This is a genomic window from Nocardiopsis sp. CA-288880 (assembly GCF_050955985.1).
Taxonomy (GTDB): Bacteria; Actinomycetota; Actinomycetes; order Streptosporangiales; family Streptosporangiaceae; genus Nocardiopsis; species Nocardiopsis tropica.
In genome coordinates, this window is the sequence record NZ_CP192105.1 from 5,876,203 (window position 1) to 5,901,433 (window position 25,231).

The 25,231-nt window shown below is 74.8% G+C and carries 20 protein-coding genes; 8 read left to right on the top strand and 12 right to left on the bottom strand.

Annotated features, from left to right (window positions below; translation table 11 throughout):
• Positions 1–248: 248 nt before the first annotated feature.
• Positions 249–938 (top strand): class I SAM-dependent DNA methyltransferase, encoded by a 690-nt coding sequence (locus ACQPYD_RS25420; RefSeq protein WP_433698010.1) that lies wholly within the window; start codon positions 249–251, stop codon positions 936–938.
• Between the two features lie 77 nt (positions 939–1,015).
• Here the strand turns inward: ACQPYD_RS25420 and dapB are convergent, their stop codons facing one another.
• The 11 genes from dapB to ACQPYD_RS25475 all read right to left on the bottom strand — a co-directional run bounded on the left by dapB (position 1,016) and on the right by ACQPYD_RS25475 (position 13,767).
• Positions 1,016–1,723, bottom strand: a complete 708-nt coding sequence (gene dapB / locus ACQPYD_RS25425; RefSeq protein WP_433698011.1) for a 4-hydroxy-tetrahydrodipicolinate reductase — start codon at positions 1,721–1,723, stop codon at positions 1,016–1,018.
• A gap of 159 nt (positions 1,724–1,882) precedes the next feature.
• Entirely contained in the window at positions 1,883–2,857 is a 975-nt protein-coding gene (egtD, locus tag ACQPYD_RS25430; protein WP_433698012.1) for an L-histidine N(alpha)-methyltransferase, read from the bottom strand.
• A 68-nt stretch (positions 2,858–2,925) separates the two neighbouring features.
• On the bottom strand, positions 2,926–3,717 hold the full coding sequence (locus ACQPYD_RS25435; RefSeq protein ID WP_433698013.1) for a class II glutamine amidotransferase: 792 nt from the start codon (positions 3,715–3,717) through the stop codon (positions 2,926–2,928).
• Positions 3,717–5,063: an ergothioneine biosynthesis protein EgtB gene (gene egtB, locus ACQPYD_RS25440; RefSeq protein ID WP_433698014.1), complete on the bottom strand. Its 1,347-nt coding sequence runs from the start codon at positions 5,061–5,063 to the stop codon at positions 3,717–3,719. Before egtB ends, ACQPYD_RS25435 begins: the two co-directional genes overlap by 1 nt.
• The gene (egtA, locus tag ACQPYD_RS25445) at positions 5,060–6,355 is read right to left on the bottom strand and encodes an ergothioneine biosynthesis glutamate--cysteine ligase EgtA (RefSeq protein WP_433698015.1); all 1,296 of its coding nucleotides are present in this window, start codon (positions 6,353–6,355) and stop codon (positions 5,060–5,062) included. The genes egtB and egtA overlap by 4 nt, the downstream gene beginning before the upstream one ends.
• A 210-nt stretch (positions 6,356–6,565) precedes the next feature.
• Complete coding sequence (locus tag ACQPYD_RS25450) at positions 6,566–7,480, bottom strand: arylamine N-acetyltransferase family protein (RefSeq protein WP_433698016.1); 915 nt, start codon at positions 7,478–7,480, stop codon at positions 6,566–6,568.
• Positions 7,481–7,724: 244 nt separating this feature from the next.
• Positions 7,725–8,813 carry an ABC transporter ATP-binding protein gene (locus ACQPYD_RS25455; RefSeq protein WP_433698017.1) on the bottom strand — a complete coding sequence of 363 codons (1,089 nt, stop codon included), beginning with the start codon at positions 8,811–8,813 and terminating at the stop codon, positions 7,725–7,727.
• Positions 8,814–8,847: 34 nt separating this feature from the next.
• On the bottom strand, positions 8,848–9,867 hold the full coding sequence (locus tag ACQPYD_RS25460; protein WP_433698018.1) for an ABC transporter ATP-binding protein: 1,020 nt from the start codon (positions 9,865–9,867) through the stop codon (positions 8,848–8,850).
• Positions 9,864–10,856, bottom strand: a complete 993-nt coding sequence (locus ACQPYD_RS25465; protein WP_433698019.1) for an ABC transporter permease — start codon at positions 10,854–10,856, stop codon at positions 9,864–9,866. The genes ACQPYD_RS25460 and ACQPYD_RS25465 overlap by 4 nt, the downstream gene beginning before the upstream one ends.
• Complete coding sequence (locus tag ACQPYD_RS25470; RefSeq protein ID WP_267946051.1) at positions 10,853–11,923, bottom strand: ABC transporter permease; 1,071 nt, start codon at positions 11,921–11,923, stop codon at positions 10,853–10,855. Before ACQPYD_RS25470 ends, ACQPYD_RS25465 begins: the two co-directional genes overlap by 4 nt.
• Complete coding sequence (locus tag ACQPYD_RS25475; RefSeq protein ID WP_433698020.1) at positions 11,920–13,767, bottom strand: ABC transporter substrate-binding protein; 1,848 nt, start codon at positions 13,765–13,767, stop codon at positions 11,920–11,922. Before ACQPYD_RS25475 ends, ACQPYD_RS25470 begins: the two co-directional genes overlap by 4 nt.
• 263 nt (positions 13,768–14,030) lie before the next feature.
• On the opposite strand from ACQPYD_RS25475, the gene ACQPYD_RS25480 reads away from it, so the two are divergent.
• The 6 genes from ACQPYD_RS25480 to ACQPYD_RS25505 all read left to right on the top strand — a co-directional run bounded on the left by ACQPYD_RS25480 (position 14,031) and on the right by ACQPYD_RS25505 (position 21,068).
• Positions 14,031–14,744 carry a metal-dependent hydrolase gene (locus tag ACQPYD_RS25480; protein ID WP_433698021.1) on the top strand — a complete coding sequence of 238 codons (714 nt, stop codon included), beginning with the start codon at positions 14,031–14,033 and terminating at the stop codon, positions 14,742–14,744.
• A gap of 177 nt (positions 14,745–14,921) precedes the next feature.
• Positions 14,922–15,422 (top strand): beta-class carbonic anhydrase, encoded by a 501-nt coding sequence (locus ACQPYD_RS25485; RefSeq protein ID WP_433698022.1) that lies wholly within the window; start codon positions 14,922–14,924, stop codon positions 15,420–15,422.
• A 141-nt stretch (positions 15,423–15,563) separates the two neighbouring features.
• Positions 15,564–16,223 carry an O-methyltransferase gene (locus ACQPYD_RS25490; protein WP_433698023.1) on the top strand — a complete coding sequence of 220 codons (660 nt, stop codon included), beginning with the start codon at positions 15,564–15,566 and terminating at the stop codon, positions 16,221–16,223.
• 59 nt (positions 16,224–16,282) lie between these two features.
• Positions 16,283–17,440 (top strand): exonuclease SbcCD subunit D, encoded by a 1,158-nt coding sequence (locus tag ACQPYD_RS25495; protein ID WP_433698024.1) that lies wholly within the window; start codon positions 16,283–16,285, stop codon positions 17,438–17,440.
• Complete coding sequence (locus ACQPYD_RS25500) at positions 17,440–20,475, top strand: AAA family ATPase (protein WP_433698025.1); 3,036 nt, start codon at positions 17,440–17,442, stop codon at positions 20,473–20,475. The genes ACQPYD_RS25495 and ACQPYD_RS25500 overlap by 1 nt, the downstream gene beginning before the upstream one ends.
• Positions 20,476–20,639: 164 nt before the next feature.
• Positions 20,640–21,068, top strand: coding sequence for a hypothetical protein (locus ACQPYD_RS25505; protein ID WP_433698026.1), 429 nt, complete (start codon positions 20,640–20,642; stop codon positions 21,066–21,068).
• Between the two features lie 167 nt (positions 21,069–21,235).
• Here ACQPYD_RS25505 and ACQPYD_RS25510 read toward each other — a convergent pair whose 3' ends face one another.
• The gene (locus ACQPYD_RS25510; RefSeq protein WP_433698027.1) at positions 21,236–23,455 is read right to left on the bottom strand and encodes a cytochrome c oxidase assembly protein; all 2,220 of its coding nucleotides are present in this window, start codon (positions 23,453–23,455) and stop codon (positions 21,236–21,238) included.
• Positions 23,456–23,860: 405 nt separating this feature from the next.
• On the opposite strand from ACQPYD_RS25510, the gene ACQPYD_RS25515 reads away from it, so the two are divergent.
• Complete coding sequence (locus ACQPYD_RS25515; RefSeq protein ID WP_433698028.1) at positions 23,861–25,084, top strand: amidohydrolase family protein; 1,224 nt, start codon at positions 23,861–23,863, stop codon at positions 25,082–25,084.
• Positions 25,085–25,231 lie beyond the last annotated feature (147 nt).

The window sequence follows — 25,231 nt, forward strand, 5'->3', positions numbered from 1 at the left end:
GTCCCGGGCGGTGCCCGCCGTCGACGGCCGGCCCCGGCCCGTTCCGCGGCCGGACGCGGTCCTCGCGGGGGTCGCGCCCTCCCCGGTCCGGCCCGCGCGGGGCCCCGGCTTCGGGCCCGGCTGTGGCCGGGACACTCCGTCCGGCCTGCGAGGACACGGTCCGGGCCCCGGTGCGCGCCCCCGTGGGGCTAGTATGCGGGCCGGTCCCCCAGACACGCGTTCAGCCACGGTAGGGAGAAGACGACACCGTGCACAGCGAGAACACCGCCCCCGACCCCCTCGACCTCGCTCCGGACCCGGAAGCGTGGGCGGAGCGCTCGGCCCAGCAGGCCGCCGCGTTCGACACGATCGGAGAACGCTACGACGAGGCCTTTCCGCGCAAGGAGGGGCAGGAGGAGCGGGTCCGGCGGCTGCTGGACCTGCTGCCGCCCGGAGCGCACGTGCTCGACCTGGGCTCGGGCACCGGGCTGCCGACCGCCCGCCAGTTCGCCTCCGCGGGCGTCCGTGTCACCGGCTACGAGATCTCCGGGCGGATGATCGAGATCGCGCGCCGCAACGTGCCCCAGGCGACCTTCGTCCAGGCCGACATCCTCGACCTGAAGCCGGTCGAGTCCTCCTACGACGCCATCGTGGCGTTCTTCTCCCTGCTGTGCCTGCCCAAGTCGCGCATCCCCGAGGCGCTCAGCCGGATCCGGGCGTCGCTGGTCCCGGAGGGCCTGCTGTGCCTGGCCATGGTGGAGGCCGACATGGACGACGCGCCGATCCCCTTCCTCGGCTCGGACGTCCGCGTGTCGGGCTATCCGCGCGAGGAGCTGCGCCGGGTGGTGCGGGAGGCGGGTCTGCTCGTCGAGGACGAGCGGGTCGTCTCCTACGAGCCGGAGGACTCCGGCGCGCACCCCGAGACCCAGGTCTTCCTCACCTGCCGCCGGGGCGCCTGAGCGGCGGGCGCCTCCCGGGCCCCGGGCACGACGAGGGGGAGGCGCCGGGCGGGCGCCTCCCCCGTGCCGGGCCGCGTCTAGTCGAGGTCCAGGAGGGCGTCCAGGCCCACGGTGAGCGGGTCGGCGAGACCGGCGACACCGCGGATTCCCAGGAGCACCCCGGGCATGAAGGAGGTGCGGTTCATCGAGTCGTGCCGGATCTTCAGGGTCTCCCCGTCGGTGCCGAACACGACCTCCTGGTGGGCGATGAGCCCGGTGATGCGCAGGGCGTGCACGCGGACCCCGTCCACGTCGGCGCCGCGGGCTCCGGGGATCTCCGACGTCGTGGCGTCGGGCATCGGCGCGGCCCCGGCCTCCCGGCGCGCCTCGGCGACGAGCTCCGCGGTCCGGTAGGCGGTGCCGCTGGGGGCGTCGGCCTTGTTGGGGTGGTGCAGCTCGATGATCTCGGTGGACTCGAAGTACGGCGCGGCCTTGCGCGCGAAGTGCATCATCAGCACGGCGGCGACGCCGAAGTTCGGGGCGATCAGCACCTTCGCCCCGGGCGAGGCGGCCTGCATGGCGCGCACCCGGTCCAGCCTGGCCTCGTCGAAGCCGCTGGTCCCGACGACGGCGTGGATCCCGTGGCCGATGAGCCACTCCAGGTTGTCCATCACCGCGTCGGGGTGGGTGAAGTCGACGACGCAGTCGGCGCCCAGCACCGCGCTCCGGTCGTCGGCGCTGTCCACGCCCGCCACGAGTTCCATGCCGTCGGCGGCCTGAACCGCGCGGACGACCTCTGACCCCATACGCCCATCGGCGCCGAAAACTCCTACCTTGAACACGCCACGAGCGTACCGGAGTCACGGACGGCCCCGGTGTGGCGCCGCCCGCCCGGAGGCGGCCGACGTGCGGTGATCCGCCGTCGGCGGAGCGGGCGCGCGGTCGGCCTCCCCGGGCGGGCGCGGTCAGCGCGCGGCGGCGAGGGTGAGCGCGAAGTCCCCGGCGGGGTCGGTCCACCAGTGGGAGGGCTCGAACCCGGCGGCGCCGAGTTCGGCGGCCAGCCCTTCGCGGCGAAACTTGGCGGAGACCTCGGTGCGCATCTCCTCCCCCGGGGCGAAGCCGACCTCCAGGTCCAGGTCGGCGACCCGCACGTGCTGGGCGGAACGGGCGCGCAGGCGCATCTCGATCCACTCCTCCCCGGCGTTCCAGCGGGCGACGTGGTCGAAGGCCGCGGGGTCGAAGTCGGCGCCGAGCCTGCGGTTGACGACGCCGAGGACGTTGCGGTTGAACTCGGCGGTGACCCCCCGGGCGTCGTCGTAGGCCGCGACCAGGCGGGCCGGGTCCTTGACCAGGTCCACGCCGAGCAGGAGCGAGTCCCCGGCGTCGAGCACGGCGCGGATGTCGCGGAGGAAGACGGCGCGCGGCCCCGGCTCCTGGTTGCCGATGGTGGAGCCCAGGACGGCCAGGAGCCGGCGTCCGCCGTTCTCGCCGACCGGGAGGAGCCCGAGGTGCTCCTCGAAGTCGCCGACGACGCCGTGGACGTCGAGCCCGGGGTAGTCGTCGACGACGCCGCGCGCGGAGGCGGCGAGGAAGTCGCCGCTGACGTCCACGGGGACGAAGCCGGTGAGGCGGCCGTGGCGGAGCATGGCGTCGAGGAGGAGCCGGGTCTTGACCCCCGATCCGGAGCCGAGCTCGATCAGCGTCTCCGCGTCGGCCGCGGCGGCGATCTCGTCGGACCGGACCTCGAGGATGCTCCGCTCCGCGCGGGTGGGGTAGTACTCGGGCAGCCCGGTGATCTCCTCGAACAGGGCGCTGCCGCGTTCGTCGTAGAACCACTTGGGCGGGAGCTGCTTGGGCACTGCGGTGAGCCCTGCGGCGACGTCGCTGCGCAGGGCCTTGTCGAGGTCGTCGGCGGTCAGGTTTCGGTCGATCCGGAACATGGTGCCTCCTGTGTCCCTTGGTGGGTGCCCGTGGGCGTGCCGGTGCCGCGGGGGCGGCGCCCCGGCCGTCAGGCGATCGGGTGGATCCCGGTGCGCTCCCGCGTCGCGACGGCGACGGAGCCCTCGGGCACCTCGCGCCAGCCGCGCGCGTCGTCGAAGGGCTCCGAGGCCAGGAAGACCCCTCCCCCGGGCTCCCTGAGGGTGAAGAGGGTGTCCCCGGCGGCGGTGGCGACGATGCTCTCCCCGTCGGCGGCCAGCAGGTTGTAGCGGCCGTCGGAGTGCTCGCGGGCGTGGCGGACCACGCCCGCCAGCGCCCCGGCGAGGTCGCCGGAGGCCCGCCACAGCCGCACGGTGTGGGCGAACAGGGGGGCGGAGTCCACCGGGGAGCGCGCGTCCAGCACGCCCGGGGGCGGGACGAAGGCCGCCGCGAGCGCCTCGTCGTCCTTGACCGCGCCGTTGTGGCTGAACAGCAGCCGGTCGGCCCGGAAGGGCTGCGCGCCCGACTCCTCGGAGCCGAACCCGACGGTGGCGTCGCGGACCGCGGCCACCACGCACCCGGAGGTGATGGCGCGCGCCGCGTCGGCGAAGGACGAGTCGCTCCAGATGGGCATGGCCCGGCGGTAGCGCAGCGGCCCCGGGGGGCCGGCCGGCGGCAGGCCTGGCGCCGACGGGTCCGGGGGCGCGGCGCTCCCCGGCGTCCCGTGCGGCGGGTACCAGCCGACGCCGAAGCCGTCGGCGTTGACGGTGCCGTGCCGCTGCATGCGCGGCGCCCACGACTGGACGTGCAGCGAGTGGGGCGCCGCGTACAGCAGCTCGTGCAGCGTACGCGGCGGCCCCAGGTAGGCGAGGTGGCGGCACATCAGGCGGGTTCCCCGTCCCGTGCGCAGCGGAAGCCGCTGAAGATCTGCCGGCGGATCGCGTGGTCCCAGTTGCGGAAGGTGGAGCGGACGGCCGTGGGGTGGGTGGCCCAGGAGCCGCCCCGCAGCACCTTGTAGCCCTGGTCGAAGAACACCTCCGAGTACTCGCGGTACGGGAAGGCGCGGAACCCGGGGTAGCCCGTGAAGGTGGTGGAGGTCCACTCCCACACGTCGCCGATCAGCTGCTGCACCCCCAGCGGCGACGCGCCGTCGGGGTGGCGCCCCGCCGGGGAGGGCCCCAGCTTGCGCTGGCCCAGGTTGGCGTGCCGGGGCCGGGGCTCCTCGTCGCCCCACGGGTACCGGCGGGACAGGCCGGTCTCGGGGTCGAACCTGGCGGCCTTCTCCCACTCCGCCTCGCTGGGCAGGCGCTTGCCCGCCCACGCGGCGTACGCGGAGGCCTCGTGGAAGTTGACGTGCTGCACGGGTTCCTCGGACGGCACCATCTCCTGGCGGCCGAACCTGCGGCGGGACCACCCGTCGCCCTCGGGGCTCCAGAAGGCGGGGGCGACCGCGCCGGTCCTCTCCCGCCACTCCCAGCCCTCCAGGGTCCACCAGCGGTGGTCCCGGTAGCCGCCGTCCTCCATGAACCGCTGGTAGGCGGCGTTGGTGACGGGCCGGGTGTCGATCCAGTAGGGGTCGAGGACGACCTCGCGGGAGGGGCGCTCGTTGTCGTAGGCCCAGGGGTCGTCGTCGGCGCCCATCGTGAACGGGCCGCCGGGGACGTACGCCTCCTCCTCCACGGGCGGGCGCAGGGCCGCGACTGCGCCGGTGTCCTCCAGCAGGACGGGGACGCCCTCGCGGAGCTGGTGGGTGGCGAGCATGGTCTCGTCGTGCTGGTGCTCGTGCTGGATCACCATGTGGAAGACGAACCCGGCGCCGAGCAGCGACCGCCGCCCGTCGGGCTCCCCGCGCTGCTCCGGGATCCCGAGGTCGGCGGAGTCGAGGGCGTCGAGCACCTCCTTGCGGACCCGGTCGTTGTACTCGCGTGCCTCCTCGGGCCGCAGGAGCGGCAGGGTGACGCGGTCGGCGCGCGGGTTCTCGAAGGCGTCGTAGAGGCCGTCGATGTCGGGACGCAGCGCCTCGCGTCCCCCGGCGGCCCGCAGCAGCCACTGCTCCTCGTAGTTGCCGATGTGCGCCAGATCCCAGACGAGCGGCGACATGAGGGGCGAGTGCTGGGCGAGCAGGCCCTCGTCGTCGAGGGCGTCGATCGTGAGCCCGTTGCTGCGCCGCCGGCTCCGTTCGAGTTCGGTGGCGATGCGCTCCTTGGCGCGTTCCTGTTCGTGGTTCACCGTGCTCCTCCGCTGTGTCGGTGGGTCCCTGTCCGTCCGGCCCGGGTACCGACGCGCCCCGGGCGCGGGGCGGGCACGCTCGGCCGCGCGTCGGCGGGGCACAGCCCGCGCCGGACGTGGCGGTCGGCGTAGTCGTCGACGAGGGAGGAGAGTCCGGCGGCGCCCATGCGGGGCAGGGCTTCGACGGCCGCGTCGAAGCAGGAGCGGGCGCACTCGGCGACGGCGGGGTCGCCGGGGCCGAGCCGGGCGGAGCGCATCCACAGGCGGCGGTCGGGGAAGGGGCCGCGGCAGAGCTTCTCCGTGGCCTCCTCGGCCACGGCGCGGGCGCGGGGGTCGTCGACGAGGGCGGCGCAGAGCGCCATGGGGACGGGCCACCAGCGGCGGGGGACCGCGTCGATCATGCGCAGTTCCCACCAGCCGCGCGGGCGGACGGGCGGGAAGAGGGTGCTGAGGTGGAACTCCACGTCGGCGGGGGTGAGGGGGCGGGGTCCCCGGCCTCCGGCCCACTCGGCCAGGGTGATGCCGGGATCCGGGGTCCAGGTCCCGCCGCCCCCGGGGATCTCGGGGACCGCCATGACGTCGGCGGCGAGGGCGTAGTCCGTCCACGCGGTGGCCGGGTCGGGGTGGCTGCCGGTGTCCAGGACGGGGCGCGTGCGGCCGGCGTCGGTGGCCGCCCAGATCGCCCACCGGGTGGACTTCCATCCGGTGGGGCGGCCCCGCCAGACGGCGGAGTTGGCGAACGCGGCGACGAGGACCGGCCCGAGCCGGTGGACGAGCTCCCAGCGGGCACGGCTGTCGGCGCGGTCGGCCCCCGTGTCCAGGCACACCTGGAGGGAGGCGGTGCTGCACATCATGGTGTGGCCGCTGGGCTGGCGGCGGCCGGCGAAGAACCGCTCCATGGCCGTGTAGCGGGGCAGCCGCAGCTGGCGTACGGGCGGTCGGAGTGGGTCGAGCGCGGTCTCGACCAGGTGGAGCCCGCCTCCCGCGAGGACCTTGGAGACGTGGTCCAGGTCGGCGGCCAGGGCCTCGTGCGCCCGGGCCGGGCCCGGCAGCACGGGCGAGCTGAGCTCGATCTGCCCGCCGGGCTCGAAGGTGACCGCGCTTCCCGCGGGCGGGGGCCCGCCGGCCTCCAGCAGCGCCGCGAGGCGGTCGACGGCGACGGGTGCGGTCGGGTGTGCGGGGTCCGCGACCAGCCACTCGGTCTCGGTCCCGACCTTGCCGGGCGGGCCGGTCTTGAAACAGACACCGTTGATGTACTCGTGAACGTCTTCCGTGGTCATGTGGTGCGCCATGCGAGGCTCCCTCGGAACGACACCCCTCCGGGGTGTGACACCCCAGGGTCCTGCCCAGGGGCCCGGTGCGCCGAACGTCTGCGGTGACCAGAAATCACAGGACGTGTCGCCACAAGCACCCTTCGCCCCGGTTCGCCCCGGCGACACGCCAGGTGGATTCGACGGTGGGGGCGGGCGAAGGAGGACCGACCCCGAAAAAAGTGACCACCGTCACACTCCGGCGAGCTCCTCGACCCGGGCCTCGACCGCCTCCCGCTCCCTCGCGCGCAGTTCGATACCGAACACCTCGCGCAACACACTCCCCACCTCCCTCACAGGCACCCGCTGCTCCTCACGCGTCCCGTGCGGGGACAGGGTCGTGAGAGTGGTGTCCGTGAGCACGTGCTGGACGCCCGGCCCGATCCGCTGCACCGTCAACCGCGTCAGGAAGGGCGAACGGGGATGGCTGGAGAGGTGGTGGCTGAAGATCTCGTAGTCCTGGGGCGCCATCGCGGCGGTCGTGAGGACGTACAGCGGACGCCAGGCACGGCCGTCGAACGAGCGCAGCAGCCACTCGTCGCCGCCGAGCTCCGAGACCCGGTCCAGGCGCAGGCCCCAGCCGCCCTGGACCTCCTGGTGGCCGTCGGCCAGCGGCAGGGGCTCCAGCGGCCCTCCCCCGCCGAAGCCGACGTCCACCAGCCACGGGCGCCCCTCCAGGTCCACCCGCAGCAGGCAGTGCGTGGACGGGCGGGGGCGCCCCGGCCGACCGGACGGCACCCGGGCCGCGAGCCCGGTGACGGCGAACCCGAGCCGGTCCAGCACGGCGGCCAGGAGCAGGTTCTGCTCGTAGCAGTAGCCGCCCCGCCGGGCGCGGACCATCCCGTCCACGAGGGCGGGCACGTCCAGCCGCACCGGCTCCCCCGTGAGCGGCCGGAGGTTCTCGAAGGGGATGGCGGCCAGGTGGGCCCGCTGCACGGCCCGCAGCGTGTCACGGGTGGGCGGCAGGGCGCCCTCCAGGCCCACCCGGGCCCGATAGGCGTCCAGGTCGACCTCGCCCCCGTGCCAGAGGTCCCGGTCGGTGAAGAGGCGCGCGGGGCGGGGCGCCGGGGGCACCCCGGCACGGTCGCGGGAGGTGTCGTCTGCCATGCCCCGGCCAACCGCCGGGCGGGCGCGGCCATTCCTCGGCGGGGCCCCGGCACACGTTCCCGGGCCGCCGGGCGCCGCCCTCCCGCTCCGGGGGCGGGCAGGAGTCGGCCGCCCGCGCGCCGGCCCGGCCCCGGACCCCGTCGCGCCCCCGCCGGGGGTGCGGCGACGGCCGCCGGAAGGCCCCGGGGCGCCCCGGGGCCGGAGCACGCCGCGGGGGGAGGCGGCGCCCCCGCGCACGGCGCCCTCAGCCCGCGCCTCCCGCCTCCGCGCGGACCCGGCCGGTCCCGTCGGCGGCCGCCCAGTGGCAGGCCACGCGGCGCTCGGCCCCGCCCCCCAGGACCGCGGGGTCCACGGTGCGGCACAGGTCGGCGACGCCCGCCCGTTCGGCCTCGCCCGAGGCGAGCACCGGACAGCGCGGGTGGAACCGGCACCCCGGCGGCACCTGCTTGGGGTCCGGCGGCTCGCCCGCCAGGACCACCGGCTCGCCCCCGCCCGCGTCGGGCAGCACCGACAGCAGCGCGCGGGTGTACGGGTGGGCGGGGGCGGCCAGGACCTCCTCCACGGTGCCCAGCTCCACCACGCGCCCGAGGTACATCACGGCGACGCGGTCCGCGATGTTCCACGCCAGTCCCAGGTCGTGCGTGGCCACCAGGGCGGACAGCCCCAGCTCGTCCCGCAGGTCCAGGAGCAGGCGGAGGATCTCGCCGCGCACCGACGCGTCCAGGGACGCGACCGGCTCGTCCGCCACCAGCACCTCGGGGTCCAGGACCAGGGCCCCGGCGATCACCACGCGCTGGCGCTGCCCGCCGGACAGCTCGTGCGGATAGCGGGCGAGGAAGCGCTCCGGCGGGCGCAGGCCGGCCCTGGAGAGCGCTCCGGCGACCCGTTCGGCCTCGTCCGCCGTGGTGCCCTCGTGGATGCGCAGCCCCTCGGCCACGGACTCGTAGACGGTGCGGCGCGGGTTGAGCGAGCCGGTGGGGTCCTGCTGCACGAGCTGGACCCGGCGCCGGTAGGCGCGCAGGTCGCGGGAGCCGTACCGCATCGGCCTGCCCTCGAACACCACGACGCCCCCCGTGGGCCGCTCCAGGCCCAGCAGCACCCGGGCCAGGGTGGTCTTGCCGCAGCCCGACTCCCCCACCAGCGCCACGATCTCGCCCGCCGACACGTCGAGGTTGACGCCGTCGACGGCGCGCGCCGTGCCCTTGCCCCCGCCGGGGGCGAACCCGGCGGCGAAGGCGACCTCCACGCCCCTGGCGCTCAGGATCGGCTCGGGCGCCTCCCCGTCCCCGGAGGCGCGGGGGGCGTCGCGGGGGTCGGTCTCGGTGGTGCTCAAGGGCGCGTCTCCTCGGTGGGGGCGGCGGTCGGGATCACGGGGTGCCCCCGTCCCGGGCGGTCGTCAGGGGTCTCGCGGGGCCCACGTGCACGCACGCCGCATGGCGCGCGGAGTTCCCGGCGGGGTCGGGGTCCACCGGCCACAGGGGCGGGTCGACCGTGGCGCAGACCGTCTCGGCCACCGCGCAGCGGGGTCGGAAGACGCAGCCGGGCGGGGGGTCGGCCGGGTCCGGCGGGTCCCCCGGCAGGCCCCGGGGCGCCAGGCGCGAGGCCGGGTCGCCGATGCGGGGGAAGGCCGCGCTGAGGGCGCTCGCGTAGGGATGGGCGGGTTCGTGCACGACCTCGCGGGCGGGTCCCTGCTCCACGACGCGGCCCGCGTACATCACCGCGACCCGGTCGCAGGTGGCCGCCAGGACGGACAGGTCGTGGCTGATCATCAGCATGCCGATGCCCTGTTCGGCGACCAGGCGCTTGAGCAGGGCGAGGATCTGCGCCTGGATCATCACGTCCAGGGCGGTGGTGGCCTCGTCCGCGATGACCAGGCGGGGCTCGCAGGCCAGGGCCATCGCGATCATGACCCGCTGGCGCTGTCCGCCGGAGAGCTGGTGGGGGTAGTCGCGGGTGCGGGAGGCCGGAAGGCCCACCTGTCCCAGGAGCTCGGCCACGCGCCCGGGGATCCGGTTCGCCGGCACGGTGCCGTGGATCGCCATGGGCTCCGCGATCTGGTCACCGATCCGCTTGACCGGGTTGAGGGAGTGCATGGCGCCCTGGAAGACGATCGCCGCGCCCACCCAGCGGACCGCGCGCAGGCGGCCCCACCGCATGTCGAGGACGTTCTCCCCCTCCAGCAGGACCTCCCCCCCGACGCGGGCGCTCTCGGGCAGCAGGCGCAGCAGGGCCAGGGCGACGGTCGACTTGCCGCTCCCCGACTCCCCCGCCAGCCCCAGGGTGCCCCCGGGGTCGAGGGACAGGTCGACGCCCCGGACGGCCGGGACCTCGCCGTGCCCGGCGCGGTAGGTGACGTGCAGTTCTCGGACGTCGAGGAGGGAGGTCAACGCTGCTCCCGGAGTCGGGGGTTGATGACGGACTCCAGAGCGCGTCCGCACAGGGTGAAGGAGAGGGCGACGGCCGCGATGGCCAGGCCCGGAGGGATCATGTACCACCAGATCCCGGAGCTGATGGCCCCCGCGGTGCGGGCGGCCTCCAGGATGCCGCCCCACGAGATGGTGGTGGGGTCCCCCACCCCCAGGAACGCCAGCGTGGACTCGGCGATGATCGACGTGGCCACGAGGAGGGTGGTCTGGGCGAGCACCACCGGCATCACGTTGGGCAGCACGTGCCAGGCCATGACGTGGGTGTGCCCCCCTCCCAGGGCGCGGGCGCGCTCCACGTAGGGGCGCGCCTCCACCGCCAGGGTCTGCGCCCGCACCAGGCGGGCCGTCGCGGGCCAGACGGTGAGGCCGATGGCGATGATGATGGTTCCGGTGCCGCGCGGCAGCACCGCGGCCAGCGCCACGGCCAGGACCAGGGTGGGCAGCACCAGGAACCAGTCGGTGACCCGCATGAGCACGGACGACACGACCCGTCCGGCCGGGCCCCCGGACGCGCCGAAGTGCCCGGCGGTCACCCCGACCAGCGTGCCCAGGACCACGGAGACGACGGTGGCCAGGAAGCCCACCGTGAGGGAGACCCGGGAGCCCCAGACGATGAGGTCGAGGACGGACCGGCCGAAGTTGTCGGTGCCCAGGGGGAACTCGGCGCTGGGCGGTTCGTAGGCGGCTCCGGGGGCGCCGGTGACCGTCAGCTCGGCCTGGTCCACCAGCAGGGGCGCGAACAGCGCCAGGAGGACGATGGCCGAGAGGGCGGCGAGGCCCACCAGTCCGGCGCGGTTGCGGGTGTACTCGCGGGCGAACCGGCGCAGGGCCTCCGCTCGGCGGCGGCGTGCCAGGGCCCGGGGCGACACGGGTGCGCCGCCCGCGCCGTTCGCCCCGCCGGCGTCTCCGCCCGGTGCTTCGGCGCCGTGTTCCTCGGTGTCCGCGCTCATGGGCGCACCCTGGGGTCGAGCAGCGGGTAGACCAGGTCGGCGAGGAGGTTCATGAGGATCACCGAGGCCGCGAAGACCACGAAAAGGCCCTGGACGAGGCCGAGGTCGGGGACGCGCAGGCCGGAGTAGAAGAGCTGGCCGAGTCCGGGCCAGGAGAACACCGTCTCCACGAGGATCACTCCGGACACGACCTGGCCGAGGTTGAGGAAGATCAGGGTCACCGTGGGCAGGAGGGCGTTGGGGACCGCGTGCCTGCGGCGTACGAGGGCGTCCCGCAGTCCCTTGGCCCGCGCCGTGGTGAGGTAGTCGGCGCCCCTCTCGTCCATGAGGGAGGAGCGCATGATCATGAGGTACTGGGCGTAGATCACGGCGACCATGGTGGTGATGGGCAGCACCATGTGCCAGGCCGTGCTCAGAGCGGTCTCCACGGGGCCCGTCGCCGCGGGGTCCACCATGCCGCCGGTGGGGAACAGGCCGGGCATGAACCCGCGCCCCGAGGCGAGCGCCACGATGAGCAGCAGTCCGAGCCAGAACGTGGGCACCGACCAGAAGAACAGGGCGACGGCGCTGTTGGCCCGGTCGGACCGGCCGCCGGGCCTCCACCCGGCCCGGACGCCGAGGAGGAGGCCCAGGAGCGCGGCGATGACCGTGCCGGTCCCCGCGAGCAGGACCGTGGGCCCGAGGCGTTCGAGGATGAGCTCGGTGACCGGCTCGCGGAACTGGAAGGACGTGCCGAGGTCGAGGCGGAGCAGGCCCGTCAGGTAGTCGAGGAACTGCTGCCAGAGGGGCTGGTCGAGCCCGAACTGGCGGCGGAGCTCCTCGCGCTGCTCCGCGGTGACCTCGCGGCCCTCGGTCATGGCGCGGACCGGGTCGCCGGGCAGGATGCGGAAGAGGAAGAACCCGGCCACGACCACGGCCAGGAGCGAGAACGCGGCGGTCGCCAGGCGTCCGGCGACGTAGCGCGCGATCCTGCCCGCGCGGCCTGGCCCGGCGGGGCCCGCCGGGGCGGGGGCGCCGGGCGCCTCCGCCCCGGCCGGGGCTCCCGGGGTGACGGGGTCGCTGGTCACTCGCGGTCCTCCACGGTGGCGCGTCGGCGGAACAGGACGAACCCTCCCGCGGCCAGGAGCACCAGCACGGCCGCCCCGATGCCGATCCAGACCCCGGCCGAGGGCCCGGAGGGGCCGTCCTCGTCCGAGGCGACCGGCTGGGCGGACCAGAAGGCCCAGTAGCCGTCCTGGCCCCAGATGTTGCCCCCGGGGTCCGGCTGGATCTGCATGCCGGTGATCTGGTCGGTGCGGTACGCCTCCCGGATGTCCGGGTAGGCCAGCACGTTCACGACGGCCTCCTCGTAGAGCACCCGCTGGAGGTCGTGGATGATCTCCGCGCGGGCGGTGCGGTCGTACTCGGCGAGCTGGGCCCGGTAGAGCTCGTCGTACTCCTCGTCGCAGAAGTAGGCGTCGCCCTGCATGCTGCCCGGCTCCTCGGGGAGCGCGTCGCAGGTGTGGATGCTGAACACGTAGTCGGGGTCGGGGTTGACCGTCCACCCGGTGAAGATGAGGTCGTACTCGGCCGCGAAGAGGGCGTCGCTGAGGACGCCCGGGTCGACCGTGAGGTTCTCGACCTCGATGCCGATGTCGGCGAGGCGCTCGACGATGACCAGTCCGGCGTTGACGTTGTCCGGCCGGTCCTGGTGGACGTGCATGCGCAGTTCGAGGCGGTCGCCGTCGGGCGAGACGCGCACCCCGTCCTCGCCCCTCTCGTAGCCCGCCTCGTCGAGCATCGCGTTGGCGGCCTCGGGGTCGAAGGAGAGCGTGTCCTCGTCGCCCTCGGGCGACCAGTGGTAGTCGTCGTAGCGGGCCGGGATGTAGCCCCCGGCGGCGGTGGCGCGGCCGCCGTGCGCCTTCTCGACGATCTCCTCGTTGTCGATGGCTCTGACGATGGCCCGGCGCAGGGTGGCGTCGGCCAGCGCGGGGTGCCCGTCGCCGAACTCCTCCCCGTCCTGGGTGCGGGCGCCGGGGTTGACGGTGAATGCCTGGAACCGCTTGCCGGCGGCGAAGTTGACGGCGATGTCGTCGGCGCCGTCCAGGGCGTTGGCCTGGGCCTCGGTCAGCTCGTAGACGAGGGAGACCTCGCCGCTGCGCAGGGCCTCGACGGCGGCGTCCTTCTCGGAGTAGTACCGGAAGACCAGGTCGGAGAACCCCGGGGCCCCGCGCCAGTGGTCGGGGTTGGCCTCCAGGGCGATGTGCTCGCCGCGCTGGTGCTCGGTGAGGACGAAGGGGCCGCTGCCGACGGCGGGCAGGTCCTCGCCGGTGTAGTCGGCGAAGTCCTCGCCCTGCTCCTCCAGGACGGGCTCCCAGACGTGGCGCGGCACGATCGGCACGTTGAGGGAGGTCATCGTCGCCTGGGGCTCCTCCAGCTCGATCACCACCGTGTGGTCGTCCTCGGCCGTGACCGTGTCGAAGCCCGACACGTAGTTGCCGTTGGCGATCGCCGCGGACTCGTTCTCCATGATGGTGGTGAAGGTCCACGCGACGTCGTCGGCGGTGAGGGGTTCGCCGTCGCTGAAGGTGACGCCGTCGCGCAGGTGGAAGGTCCAGGTGAGGCCGTCCTCGCTGGTCTCCCACTCCTCGGCCAGGGCCGGCGCGGGCTCGTTGGTCACGGCGTCGACCGTGACCAGGGAGTCGTAGACGTGGTCGAGGATGTTGGTGGTGACGGCCAGCTGGGCGGTGAAGGGGTTGAAGGAGTCGACCTGCTGGGAGATGGCGACGGTGAGCGTGTTCGCCTCGTCGGCCGGCTCCGCGGCGGCCGGGGCGACCGCGGCGGCCCCGACGAGGAGCAGTGCCGCACCCGTGGTCGTCACTCGCAACGGGAGGCGCGGGGAGGGGGTGGGGGGAGGGCGATGGGAGTGCATGTCTGCCCCTGTCGGGTTCGTGGGGTCGGTGGCGCGGGGAGGTCGACGGTGCCGGGTCGGTGTCACGCCACCCGGGGGTTGTTGGTTGTCTACCAACGGACGTGGATTAACGTCAATGACCTCCGAGGAGCGCCGTGACATCGAAATACATTCGCGGCCGAGCTCCGGCGCGGCGGGGTTTCAGGTGCGCCGGGTGAAGAATGGGCCGGACCGCAATTACTCCTGATTCGCGGTGCTTGTGATACTCCGCTACGGTTCCCGCCATGATGGGGCACTCGCACGCACTGAGTGGCGTGGTCGGCTGGATGGCGGTCGTTCCGCTGGTCCAAGGCGCAGAATTCCTCGGGCTCAGTTTCGAACTCGGCCCGGGAGAGATCATCGCCGGTTCTCTCGTGTGCGCGGGGGCGGCCCTGCTGCCCGACCTCGACCACAAGAGCGCCACGGTGACCAAGACCTACGGCAAGGTCACCGAGGTCCTGGGCGGCATGCTCGGGTACCTCTTCGGCGGCCACCGCATGGGGACGCACTCGTTCTTCTTCGCGATCCTCATGGGCGTGATCGTCCAGCTGCTGGCGCTGTGGTCCGAGATGGCCGTCCAGGTCTTCGTGTTCCTGCTCATCGGTATCGCGCTCCAGGGACTGGGTTTCGGCCTGGACAAGAACCGGGTCGCGTCCGGAGTCATCAACGCCCTGGCGACGGCGGGGATCACCCTGGCCCTGTTCACCGCGGGCGTCAACTACACCTGGCTGGGCCTGGCCGTGGCGTTCGGCGTGATCCTGCACTTCTTCGGCGACATGGTCACCAAGATGGGCGTGCCGATCTTCTGGCCCCTGTGGAAGAAGCGCATCGGCCAGGGCAAGGGGTTCGTCACCGACGGCCCCGTCGAGCAGAAGGTGGTGACCCCGCTGCTGACGGTGGGCGTCATCGTGGGCTCGGTCTACCTCTTCGACTGGCCCGCCATCCTCCCCGAGTACTAGGCGGGGGCGCCGGGTCCGCCCCGGCGCCCCGGCACGGACCCGTCCCGGGGGCGATCGCCCCCGGGACGGGTTTTCCCGTTCTCCGGCCCCGGCGACCGCTCACGGATTGTACTCCTGACCGACACGCTGCGTGTCCTCCTCGGCGCCGCGCCGGTGCCCGGACCCGGAAGGCCTGCCATGAGGGCCACCGACCAACTGCTCGCCAACGCCCGCACCCGCGTCCGGGGCCTCCCCCAGGGCGACCACGCCTCGCCCCCCGCGCTGGGCCTCGCCGTCGTCGCCTGCATGGACGCCCGGCTCGACGTCTACAGGGTCCTCGGCCTGTCCGAGGGGGACGCCCACGTGATCCGCAACGGGGGCGGGGCCGTGACCTCCGACGTGCGCCGGAGCCTGGCGATCAGCCAACGGCTCCTCGGCACGCGGGAGATCGTGCTCGTCCACCACACCGACTGCGGCATGGCGGGCTTCACCGACGACGACTTCAAGCAGCAGATCCAGGACGAGGTGGGCATCAGGCCGGACCGGGCCGCCGAGGCCTTCACCGACCTGGACACCGACGTGCTCCAGTCGGTCCGGCGCATCGAGGTCGATCCGTTCATCCCCCGCACCGACCGGGTGCGGGGCTTCGTGTACGACGTCGTGACCGGCGAGCTCCGCGAGGTCCGCCGACCGGGGTGACCTCCGCCGGCGGGCGGGCCCGGCCCCGCCCGCCGGACGGTCGCGGCCCTCCCCGGGCCCCGCCCGCCGGACGCGGGGGCGTCGTCCACAGGCGCGGGCGGGTACTGGGCCGCACGGCCCCCCTGGCCTAGGCTGGCCTCCGTGACACGAACCACAGAGGGTCTCGGCCCGGAACTCCACGCCTACGTCGTCGCCCACAGCGAGCCCGTCGACGAGGTCCTCGCCGACCTCGCCGAGGAGACGGCGGAGCTCTTCCCCTCGTACAAGGGCATGCAGATCGGCCCCGAGCAGGGGGCGTTCACCACACTCCTCACCCGGATCTGCGGGGCGCGGGACGTCGTGGAGGTCGGCACCTTCACCGGCTACTCCTCGATCTGCCTCGCCCGCGGCCTGCCCGACGGCGGCACCCTGCTGGCCCTCGACATCAGCGACGAGTGGACGTCCGTGGCCCGCCGCTACTGGGAGCGCGCCGGGGTCGCCGACAGGATCACGCTCACGCTCGGACCCGCGCTGGACTCCCTGCGCGTCCTCCCCCGCGAGCCCCTCTTCGACCTGGCCTTCCTGGACGCCGACAAGGAGGGCTACGTCGCCTACTGGGAGGAACTGGTCCCCCGGCTGCGTCCGGGCGGCCTGGTCCTGGCCGACAACACGCTCTCCCACGGACGCGTCGTGGACCACGACGACACGTCCGCCCACGTCCAGGGCATCCGCGACTTCAACGACCGCCTGGTCGCCGACGACCGCGTCACCCAGGTGCTGCTGCCCGTCGGGGACGGGCTCACGCTCGCGCGCAGGAACTGACACGCCCCCGCCGCCCCCGCGGGCGGCGGGGCCCCGACGGATCGCGCGCGCCTTCGGTAATGTCCAGTCCCATGCGCCTGCTGCACACATCGGACTGGCACCTGGGCCGCTCCTTCCACCGGGAGAACCTCATCGACGCCCAGTCCGCCTTCCTCGACCACCTCGTCGGCACCATCCGCGAACGCGGGATCGACGTGGTGGTCGTGGCCGGCGACCTCTACGACCGCGCGCTGCCGCCGGTCGACGCCGTCCGCCTCTTCGACCGGGCGCTCGGCCGCATCCGCGCCACCGGCGCCCGCGCCGTCCTCATCAGCGGCAACCACGACTCCCTCGCGCGGATGTCGTTCGCCACCGGCCTCATCGACGCCTCCGGCGTCCACCTGCGCAGTTCCCTGGACGGTGTGGGGACCCCCGTCCTGATCGAGGACGAGCACGGACCCGTCGCCTTCTACGGCATCCCCTACCTGGAGCCGGAGGTCGCCCGCCACCACTGGGACCTGCCCGAGCGCGGGCACGCGGCGGCCGTGGGACACGCCATGGACCTCGTCCGGGCCGACCTCGCGGAGCGCCCCGGGACCCGCTCGGTGGTGCTCTCGCACGCCTTCGTCACCGGCGGCGAGCCCTCCGACAGCGAGCGCGACATCTCCGTCGGGGGCGCCTCCAACGTCCCGGCGCCGGTCTACTCGGGGGTGGACTACGTCGCGCTCGGCCACCTGCACGGAAGGCAGACCATCACCCCCTCGGTGCGCTATCCGGGCAGCCCCCTCGCCTACTCCTTCTCCGAGGAGCACCACGTCAAGGGCTACTGGGTGGTGGACCTGGACGCCGGCGGCCTGGCGAGCGCCGAGTTCGCGGAGGCGCCCGTCCCCCGGCCGCTGGCCCGGATCCGGGGCAGGATCGAGGACCTGCTCACCCGGCCCGAATGGGAGGAGTACACCGGCCACTGGCTCCAGGTCACCCTCACCGACCCGCGCCGTCCGGCCCACCCGATGGACCGGCTGCGCGAGCGCTTCCCCCACACCCTGGTCCTGGAGTTCGCCCCCGAGGGCGGCGCCCCCGACACGCGCCCGGTCGCCGCCTCCGTCGCCGACCGCAGCGAGCGCGAGGTGGTCGCCGACTTCGTGGAGTGGGCCCGGGGCACCCCCGTCACCCCCGAGGAGGAGGCCCTCGTGAACACCGCCGTCGAGCAGGTCCGTCTCCAGGAGGGGATGCGCTGATGCGCCTGCACACCCTCACCCTCCAGGCGTTCGGCCCGTTCGCGGGCACCGAGGAGGTGGACTTCGACCGGCTCGGCGCGGGCGGCCTCTTCCTCGTCCACGGCCCCACCGGCGCGGGCAAGACCTCCGTGCTGGACGCGGTGTGCTTCGCCCTGTACGGCAGCGTCCCCGGCGCCCGGGGCAGGGACCGCTCCCCCCGGAGCGACCACGCCCCGCCGGACCGGCGCCCCCTGGTCACCCTGGAGTTCACCGTCGGGGGGCGCCGCGTCCGCATCGAGCGCAGCCCCCGCTGGGAACGGCCCAAGAAGCGCGGCACCGGCACCAGGGTCGAGAACGCCAAGGTCGTGGTCCTGGAGCACTCCGGCGGCCGCTGGACGGACGTCACCACCCGTCCCGACGAGGCGGGCCAGTTCGTCGGCGACCTGGTCGGGCTCACCCTCGACCAGTTCTGCCAGGTCGCCATGCTCCCCCAGGGCGACTTCGCGCGGTTCCTGCGCGCCAAGTCGGACGAGCGGCGCGACTCCCTGGAGCGGATCTTCAACACCCGCGTGTTCCGCGACGTCGAGGAGTGGTTCAAGGGGCACGCCAACAAGCTGCGCCACGAGGTGGAGTCCGCCGACGACGAGGTGCGCTCGGTCGCGGGGCGGATCGCCGAGGTCGGCCGGTCCACCGCGCCCGAACTGCCCGAGGAGCTGACGGCGTGGGCCGCCGAACTGGCCGCCGTCACCGGCGCCACCGCGCTGGACGCCGTCCCCGTGGCCGCGGAGTTCACCGCCGCGCGCGACGCCGCCCTGCGCGCCCTGGCCGACGGACGGGAGCTCCGCGCCCGCCAGGAGCGGTTGGCCGCCGCCCGGGACCGGGCCGCCCGGCTCGCCGGGCACGCCGACCGGCGGGCCGGGCTCGACGTCCGGCTCGACGCCGCCGAGCGCGCCGAGTCGGTGCTGCCCTTCCTCCGCTCCCGCGACAGCCGGCGCACCGACCTGGACAAGGCCGAACTGGCCGTCGCCGACCACCTGTCCCTGGTCGCCGGGCTCCCCGGGATCGGCCCGGCCGCGGCCCCACCGCCGTCCGGGACGGGGGCCGCCGGCACGGACGCCCCCGGCCCGGGACCGCTCCGGCCCCAGGAGGCGCTGCGCGCCGCCGAGCAGGAGCGCCGCGCCGAACTGGCCCGCCTCGAGCACCTCCGCGGGGACGCCGGGCGGCGCCGCGCCCTGGGCCGCTCCGTCGACGAGCTCACCGCGCGCCTGGACCGCGCCCGCGAGGAGTCGGCGCGCCTGCGCGAGCGGGCCCTCTCCCTGCCGCCCCGGATCGAGTCCCTGACGGGCGAACTGCGCCGGGTCCGCGACCTGGCCGGGCAGGTGGAGTCCGCCGGGACCGCCCTGGCCGCCGCGGAGCGCCGCCGGGAGGCGGCCGCCGCGTACGAAAGGCTCGGCCGCGAGCTGGAGGAGGCCGAGGCCCGGCGCCGCCGCGCCGTGGACGCCGCGCAGGCCGCACGCGAGCATGCCCTCGCCCTGCGCGAGCGGCGGATCACCCACATGGCCGCCGAACTGGCGTCGGGCCTGGTCGAGGAGGCCCCGTGCCCGGTGTGCGGGTCGGCGGAGCACCCGCACCCGGCCCTCCCGTCGGGCGGGGACCTGGTCTCCGCGGAGGAGGAGCGTGCGGCGCAGGCCGCGGCGGACGACGCCGCCTCCCGCCGCACCGCGGCGGAGAGCGACGCGGTGGCGCTCGGCGAGCGCCGGGCCGCGGCGCTCGAACGTGCCGAGGGCCTCACCCCGGAGTCCGCCCGGGACGAGGTCGGGGAGCGCGCGAGGGCGCTGGCCGACGCCCGTGCCGCCGCCGGCGAGGTCCGCCGGGTGGAGGAGTCGCTCGAACAGCTCGAGGCCGAGGTGGAGCGGATCCGCACCCGGGAGGCGGAGCTGACCCGGCTGGAGGCGGAGGCGAAGACCGGGCTGGAGAGCGCGGTCCGGGAGCACGGGAGGCTGACGGCCCTGCTCGACGCGGCACGCGGGGACGATCCGGGGCTGGAGGAGCGGATCACCAGGCTGTCCGGGGAGGCCGACCTGCTGCGCGCCGCCTCCGAGGCCGCGAACACCCGCGACGCCGCCGCCGAGGAGTACCGGTCCGCCGTCGCCGAGGCCGAGCGGTACCGGGCCGAGGCCCGCTTCGCCGACGAGGCCGGGGTGTGGGAGGCGGCCGTGGACGAGCCGCAGCGGCGCGCCCTGCGCGAGCGCGCCCGCGCCTTCGACGACGAGCTGGCCGCGGCCCGGGCCGCGCTGGCCGATCCGGAGCTCCTCGCCGCCGACGGCCCGGCCCCCGACATCGCCGCGCTGGACGCCGGGGCCGAGCGGGCCTCCGCCGCGGCCGACCGCGCGGTCGCCTGGCGGAGCATGCTGGAGGAGCGGGCCCGGCGCCTGTCCGCCCTCCGCCGGGAGCTGCGGAGCCGGATGGAGGGCAGCGAACCGGTCCTGCGCCGCTACGCGGTGGCCGAGAGCCTCCGCGGCCTGGCCGCGGGCACCTCCGGGGACAACACCGACAACGTCCGCCTGTCCGCGTACGTGCTGGCCGCCCGCCTGGAGCAGGTGGTGGCGGCGGCCAACGGCCGGCTGCTGACGATGTCGGACGGCCGGTACGAACTCCGCTACACGGTGGACAAGGCCGCTGGGGACGGCCGTGCGCGGTCGGCGGGCGGCCTGGGCATGCGGGTGGTCGACGCGTGGACGGGGGTGGAGCGCGACCCGGCCACCCTGTCGGGCGGCGAGACCTTCTTCAGCTCACTGGCCCTGGCGCTGGGGCTGGGCGACGTGGCCGCCGCCGAGGCGGGCGGCGCCGACATCGACACCCTGTTCGTGGACGAGGGCTTCGGCACCCTCGACGAGGACACCCTGGAGGAGGTGCTGGACGTGCTGGACCGCCTGAGGGACGGCGGGCGGGCCGTGGGCGTGGTCAGCCACGTCGCCGACCTCAAGCACCGGGTCACCACCCGGTTGAAGGTGGTCAAGGGGCCCTCCGGCTCGCGGGTGGAACACACCGGCTGACCGGGCGTCCGGGGCCGCTTCCCGTCCGGGGGGCGGCCCCGGCTCCGCCCCCGGGCGGAGGACGCCCGCTCCGGCGGCCGGGACGCTCCGCCCGCGCGCGCCCGTCGGCGGGGACGTGGCCCCGCACCCACCCCGGGTCGGCGCACCCGCGCGGCGGTGCGACAATGACCAGCGTGAATTCGCTGGTGGACATCGCTGTGTTCGGAATCGTGGGCGCCATCATGATGGCGGCCCTCATCGGTCTGCTCCTCGTGGTCTCGGGGAGCGCTCGCGGGGCCTCGCCCCGGGTACGGGTGGCGTTCGGGGTCGCCTCCGTGGTGCTGCTGGTGGCGCTGCCGACGCTCACCGCCGCCAACACTCTGTCCTCGGGCTCCGGTTTCTGGGTGGCGTTCGCCACGGCCACCTGTGTGGTGGCCGTCGTGTACGCGGTGAACGTGGCGATGCTGCCGGTGGTGGCGCGCCGCCGGGCCGCGGCCACGGGCGAGACCGCCCTCGCGTCGCTGCGGCCGTCGCCGCCGGTCCTGGCCGCCGGCCTCCTGATCTGCCTGGCGCTGGGACTGCTGGGCGCGGCCGTGGCCGCCCTCGTCGTCTGAGCCCCGCCCCCGCGCACCCCGTGCCCCGCGCCCGTCGGCGCGGGGCACTCGTCGTGCGGGGCCGGCCCCGCGACGGGGCTCCCCGGGCCGACCGCGGCCCCGGCCCGTCACTCCCCGGACACGGAGGCGGGGGCGCACCACCCGGTGCGCCCCCGCCTCCGGTCGGGTCAGCGGCCGTTCGCGGCGGCCGGGTCGTCGTCCGCGGTGCCTTCTCCGGCGGACTCCTGCGCCCCCCGCTCGTCCTTCCCGTCCCGTCCGCCCCGCTCCGCCCGGTCGGCGGTGTCCTCGGGTCCGGCGGCGTCCGGCTCGTCGGCGGGCGCCGTCCCGGTCCCCGGGGCGGCCGTGCCGCGCGAGCGGCGGTCCAGTTCGGCCAGGTAGGCGTTGTAGTCGTCCATGTCGGCGTCGTCCGAGCCCCCGCGGCGGCTGTGGCGCTCCCTGCGGCGCTCCTGCTTCTCGTCGTCGCGGGACCACTGGACCACGAGCGTGAGCATCACCAGGAGCGTGGGGATCTCACCGAGCGCCCAGGCGACCCCGCCGCCCGCGTACTGGTCCTCGGCCAGGCCGTCCAGCCACGGCACGTCGAACTGGCTGTAGAAGTCCATGGCCATCGGGGCCGACTGCATCATGATCGAGATGCCGAAGAAGGCGTGGAAGCCCATCGCGAGCAGCAGGAGCAGGATGCGCAGCAGGTAGGGCATCTTCCTCGGCGCCGGGTCGACGCCCACGATGACCCAGTAGAAGAGGAAACCGGTGATGAGGAAGTGCGCGCCCATGAACAGGTGACCGAGGTGGTCGTTCATCAGGGTCGGGAAGAGCGGGGTGAAGTACAGGGCGTAGGGGCTGAACACGAACAGCGGCGCCGCCACCGCGGGGTGCGTCACCGCCTTGGAGAAGCGGCTGTTCAGGAACAGGTTCAGCCACTCGCGCGGCCCCCGGTCCCCGCGCTGCCGGGCGGGCTTGAGCGCACGCAGCGCGAGCGTGACGGGCGCTCCCAGCACCAGCAGGATCGGCGTGAGCATCGACAGGGTCATGTGCTGGATCATGTGCGTCGAGAACAGCACCATCGCGTAGGTCGCGAAACCGCTGAGCTGGATGACGACGATCGACAGCAGGCCCGCCCCGAACGCGACCGTGCGCCCGACGGGCCAGGTGTCGCCGCGGCGCAGCAGCCGGGTCACCCCCGCCGCGTACAGTCCTCCGGCGATGACCACGAGCATGATGAAGAACAGGTCCGGACGCCACAGGGTGAGCAGCGTCTGCACGCTCATGGGCGGCGGGACGGGGAAGCCGAGGATGGCGGCGGCGGGGTCGACGGTGCCCTCCAGCGGCGGGGGCGGGGCGGTGCGCCCCAGGCCGACGGAGACGCCGATGACGGTGGCCATGACGAGCACCTCGACCAGGGCGATGCGCAGGAACGAGCCGCGCCGGAACTCCGGGCCGTCGACCCCCTTGAGGGCGAACTCGCGGTGCATGTACCCGAACGCCCCCAGGACGCCGAACAGGATGATCTTCACCAGGATGATCAGCCCGTACTCGGTGGTGACGAGTTCGGCCGGCGAGGAGAGCCGGGCCAGGGCGCTGGCCGCGCCGCTGACGGCGACACCGATGTAGGCCCACAGGGCCAGGCGGCTGAACCGGTGGGCGGCGACCGCCGGCTCCTGGGCGTCCCGGCGCACCGCGTGGTAGGTGACGGCCGCCAGTCCGCCCACCCACACGCTGATGGCGACGACGTGCATGGCGAGCCCGGTCACGGCGAGTTCATGGGCGCCGGAGGAGGCGGAGTGGCCGGTCAGGGCGGGCGGCGTGGTGGCGACCAGGGCGAGGACCAGAAGCCACAGGCCCCCGGTCGCCGTGGTCGCCGTGCGGCCGAAGAGGGCGATGCCGGTCGTCAGAAGGATGACGAACATGAGCGCGATGCCGCCCGAGACCGCCCCGGCGTACGCGGTGACCTCGTCGACGCTGACCTCGCCGATGGTCCTGGCCAGGAACTCGGAGGCCTGGAAGTAGAGGGTGGCCACGGCCGCGACGGCCCAGACGAGGGCCGCCCAGGTGGCTCCGCGCACGTAGGAGGCCGCTTGCGGGGTGAGCCTGCCCTGGCGCGAGGGCAGCAGGACCGCGGCGAGCAGGAGGAGCCCGATCGCGACCACGGCCGAGCCGTCCATGGCGACCTTGGCCAGCGGCATGCCCCACCGCACGGCCTCGCCCGCGTCGGGGAGGCCCGGGATGACCTCGGGGAAGGCGGCGCCGCCGAGGACCAGGGTGAGGCTCAGCCCCGTGAGTCCCAGGACCGCGGCGGCCACGGCGAACAGGGGCGCCCGCCCTGTGCCCGGAGCGTCGTCATGGTGCTCCGGGGAGGAGGATGTCGCATTGTGTGCGAGTGGAGCCACGCGGCACTCCGTCGTCGATGTCGTTCGGTTGGCTGGTCGGAGCCCTCGGCTGTGGCCGCCTCGCCGCCGCACGGTCGGCTCCGGCAGGGGCTGTGCGCGGAGGAGCACCTCGCCCAAGGTTAAACGGTCTACTACAAGGCGTCGGACTGGGGTTCGCCCGGACGGTCCCCGCGACCGCGCGGCCCTCCCGCGCCGCGGGGCGCCGCCCCCGGGCCGGCCCCCGCTGCGCCCGGGCCCCTGTTGTCGGGTTCTCCCCTTCCGGCCGGGCTCTTCGCGCTACGCTCGTGAACCAGTCGTGACGACGGTCTCACTCCTCCTCGCGTTCGTCCCCCGCTCCCACGATCCCCCCGCGGATCCCGTGTCCCAGCAGCACTCTCTCGTCGCGAGCGTACGAAGGAGACGGCGATGACCGAGTTCGACAGTGTGGTCCGCTCCAGGCGGGTGGTCACCCCCGAGGGGGTCGTGCCCGCCTCCGTCGCCGTCCGCGACGGCCGCATCGAGGCCGTCGCGGACCACGGCGCGCGCCTGCGCGCGCGTCAGGTGGCCGATCTCGGTGACGTGGCCCTGCTGCCCGGAGCCGTGGACATCGGCACCGGCGTACACGTGCCGGGCCGGGGGCTGGCCGAGTCCTACCGCCTGGTGGGGCAGGCGGCGCTGCGGGGCGGCGTGACCTGTGTGGTCGCCGCACCGGCGCCCGCGCGCCCGGCGATCACGTGCGCCGAGGCGCTGCACGCCCACCAGCTGGCGGCCGCGGGCTCCGCTGTGTCCGTGCGCTTCCTGGGCGGGGTGACGAGCGGCACCAGTCCGCTGGACCTGGCCGACCTCCAGGCGGCGGGCGCGGTGGCGTTCCACTGCTCCCTGTCCGACGGGGGGTCCCCGGACATGGCGGCGATGAGCGACGCCCTGCTGCGCAAGACGATGGCCGAGCTCACCGCGTCGGACGCGGTGCTGCTCGTGCACACCGAGGACGCCCGCGAGCTGGGTTCACCGCCGGTGTCCGCGGAGCAGCGGCCGCCGCGGGCGGAGCGCCGGGGGATGGAGCGGGTGATCGCGGCGGCGCGCGTGGTGGGGGCGCGCACGCACGTGTGCCCGTTCACGGCGGCGGACTGCGCGGCCCTGCTGGCGGCGGCGGAGTCGATCGGCGTGGCGATGACGGCGCACACCTGCCCGCACTACCTCTGCCTGCCCTCGGAGGGGCTGGCCCCGTCCTCGCCCGCGCACGGCTGCCGCCCACCGCTGCGCTCCGACGCCAACCGCAGGGCGCTGTGGAGCGCCCTGCTCTCGCAGGGCTCGGCGATCTCCACGATCGGTTCGGGGCACCTGCCCTCCCACGGCCTGTACACGCTGGAGTGGAGCCTGTCGGCGCTGTGGACGGCGGCGCACCGGCGCGGGCTGGGCCTGGCGGACCTGGCCCGCTGGACGTCGCGGGCCCCGGCGGAACTGCTGGGGCTGGACGGCAAGGGCCGGATCGCGGTGGGGTTCGACGCGGACCTGGTCGCCTTCGACCACTCCCGCGGGGTGGCGGTCCCCCCGGCCGATCCGAGCCCGTACGCGGGTAGGGAGCTGACCGGCCGGGTAGGGCGGGTGTGGGTGTCGGGACGCGAGGCGGCGACCGGGGACGACCGGTAGCCCTCCCCCGGGGAGGCCGCCGCGGGTCCTGGACGGCACCGGCGCACACTCGTGTCACACCCCACACACCGCCCTTACACGGTGTCAACAAGAACGCCGAGAGACATGCATGTTGGCGATAGCGCCGGAACGCCTTCGCAGTTCACA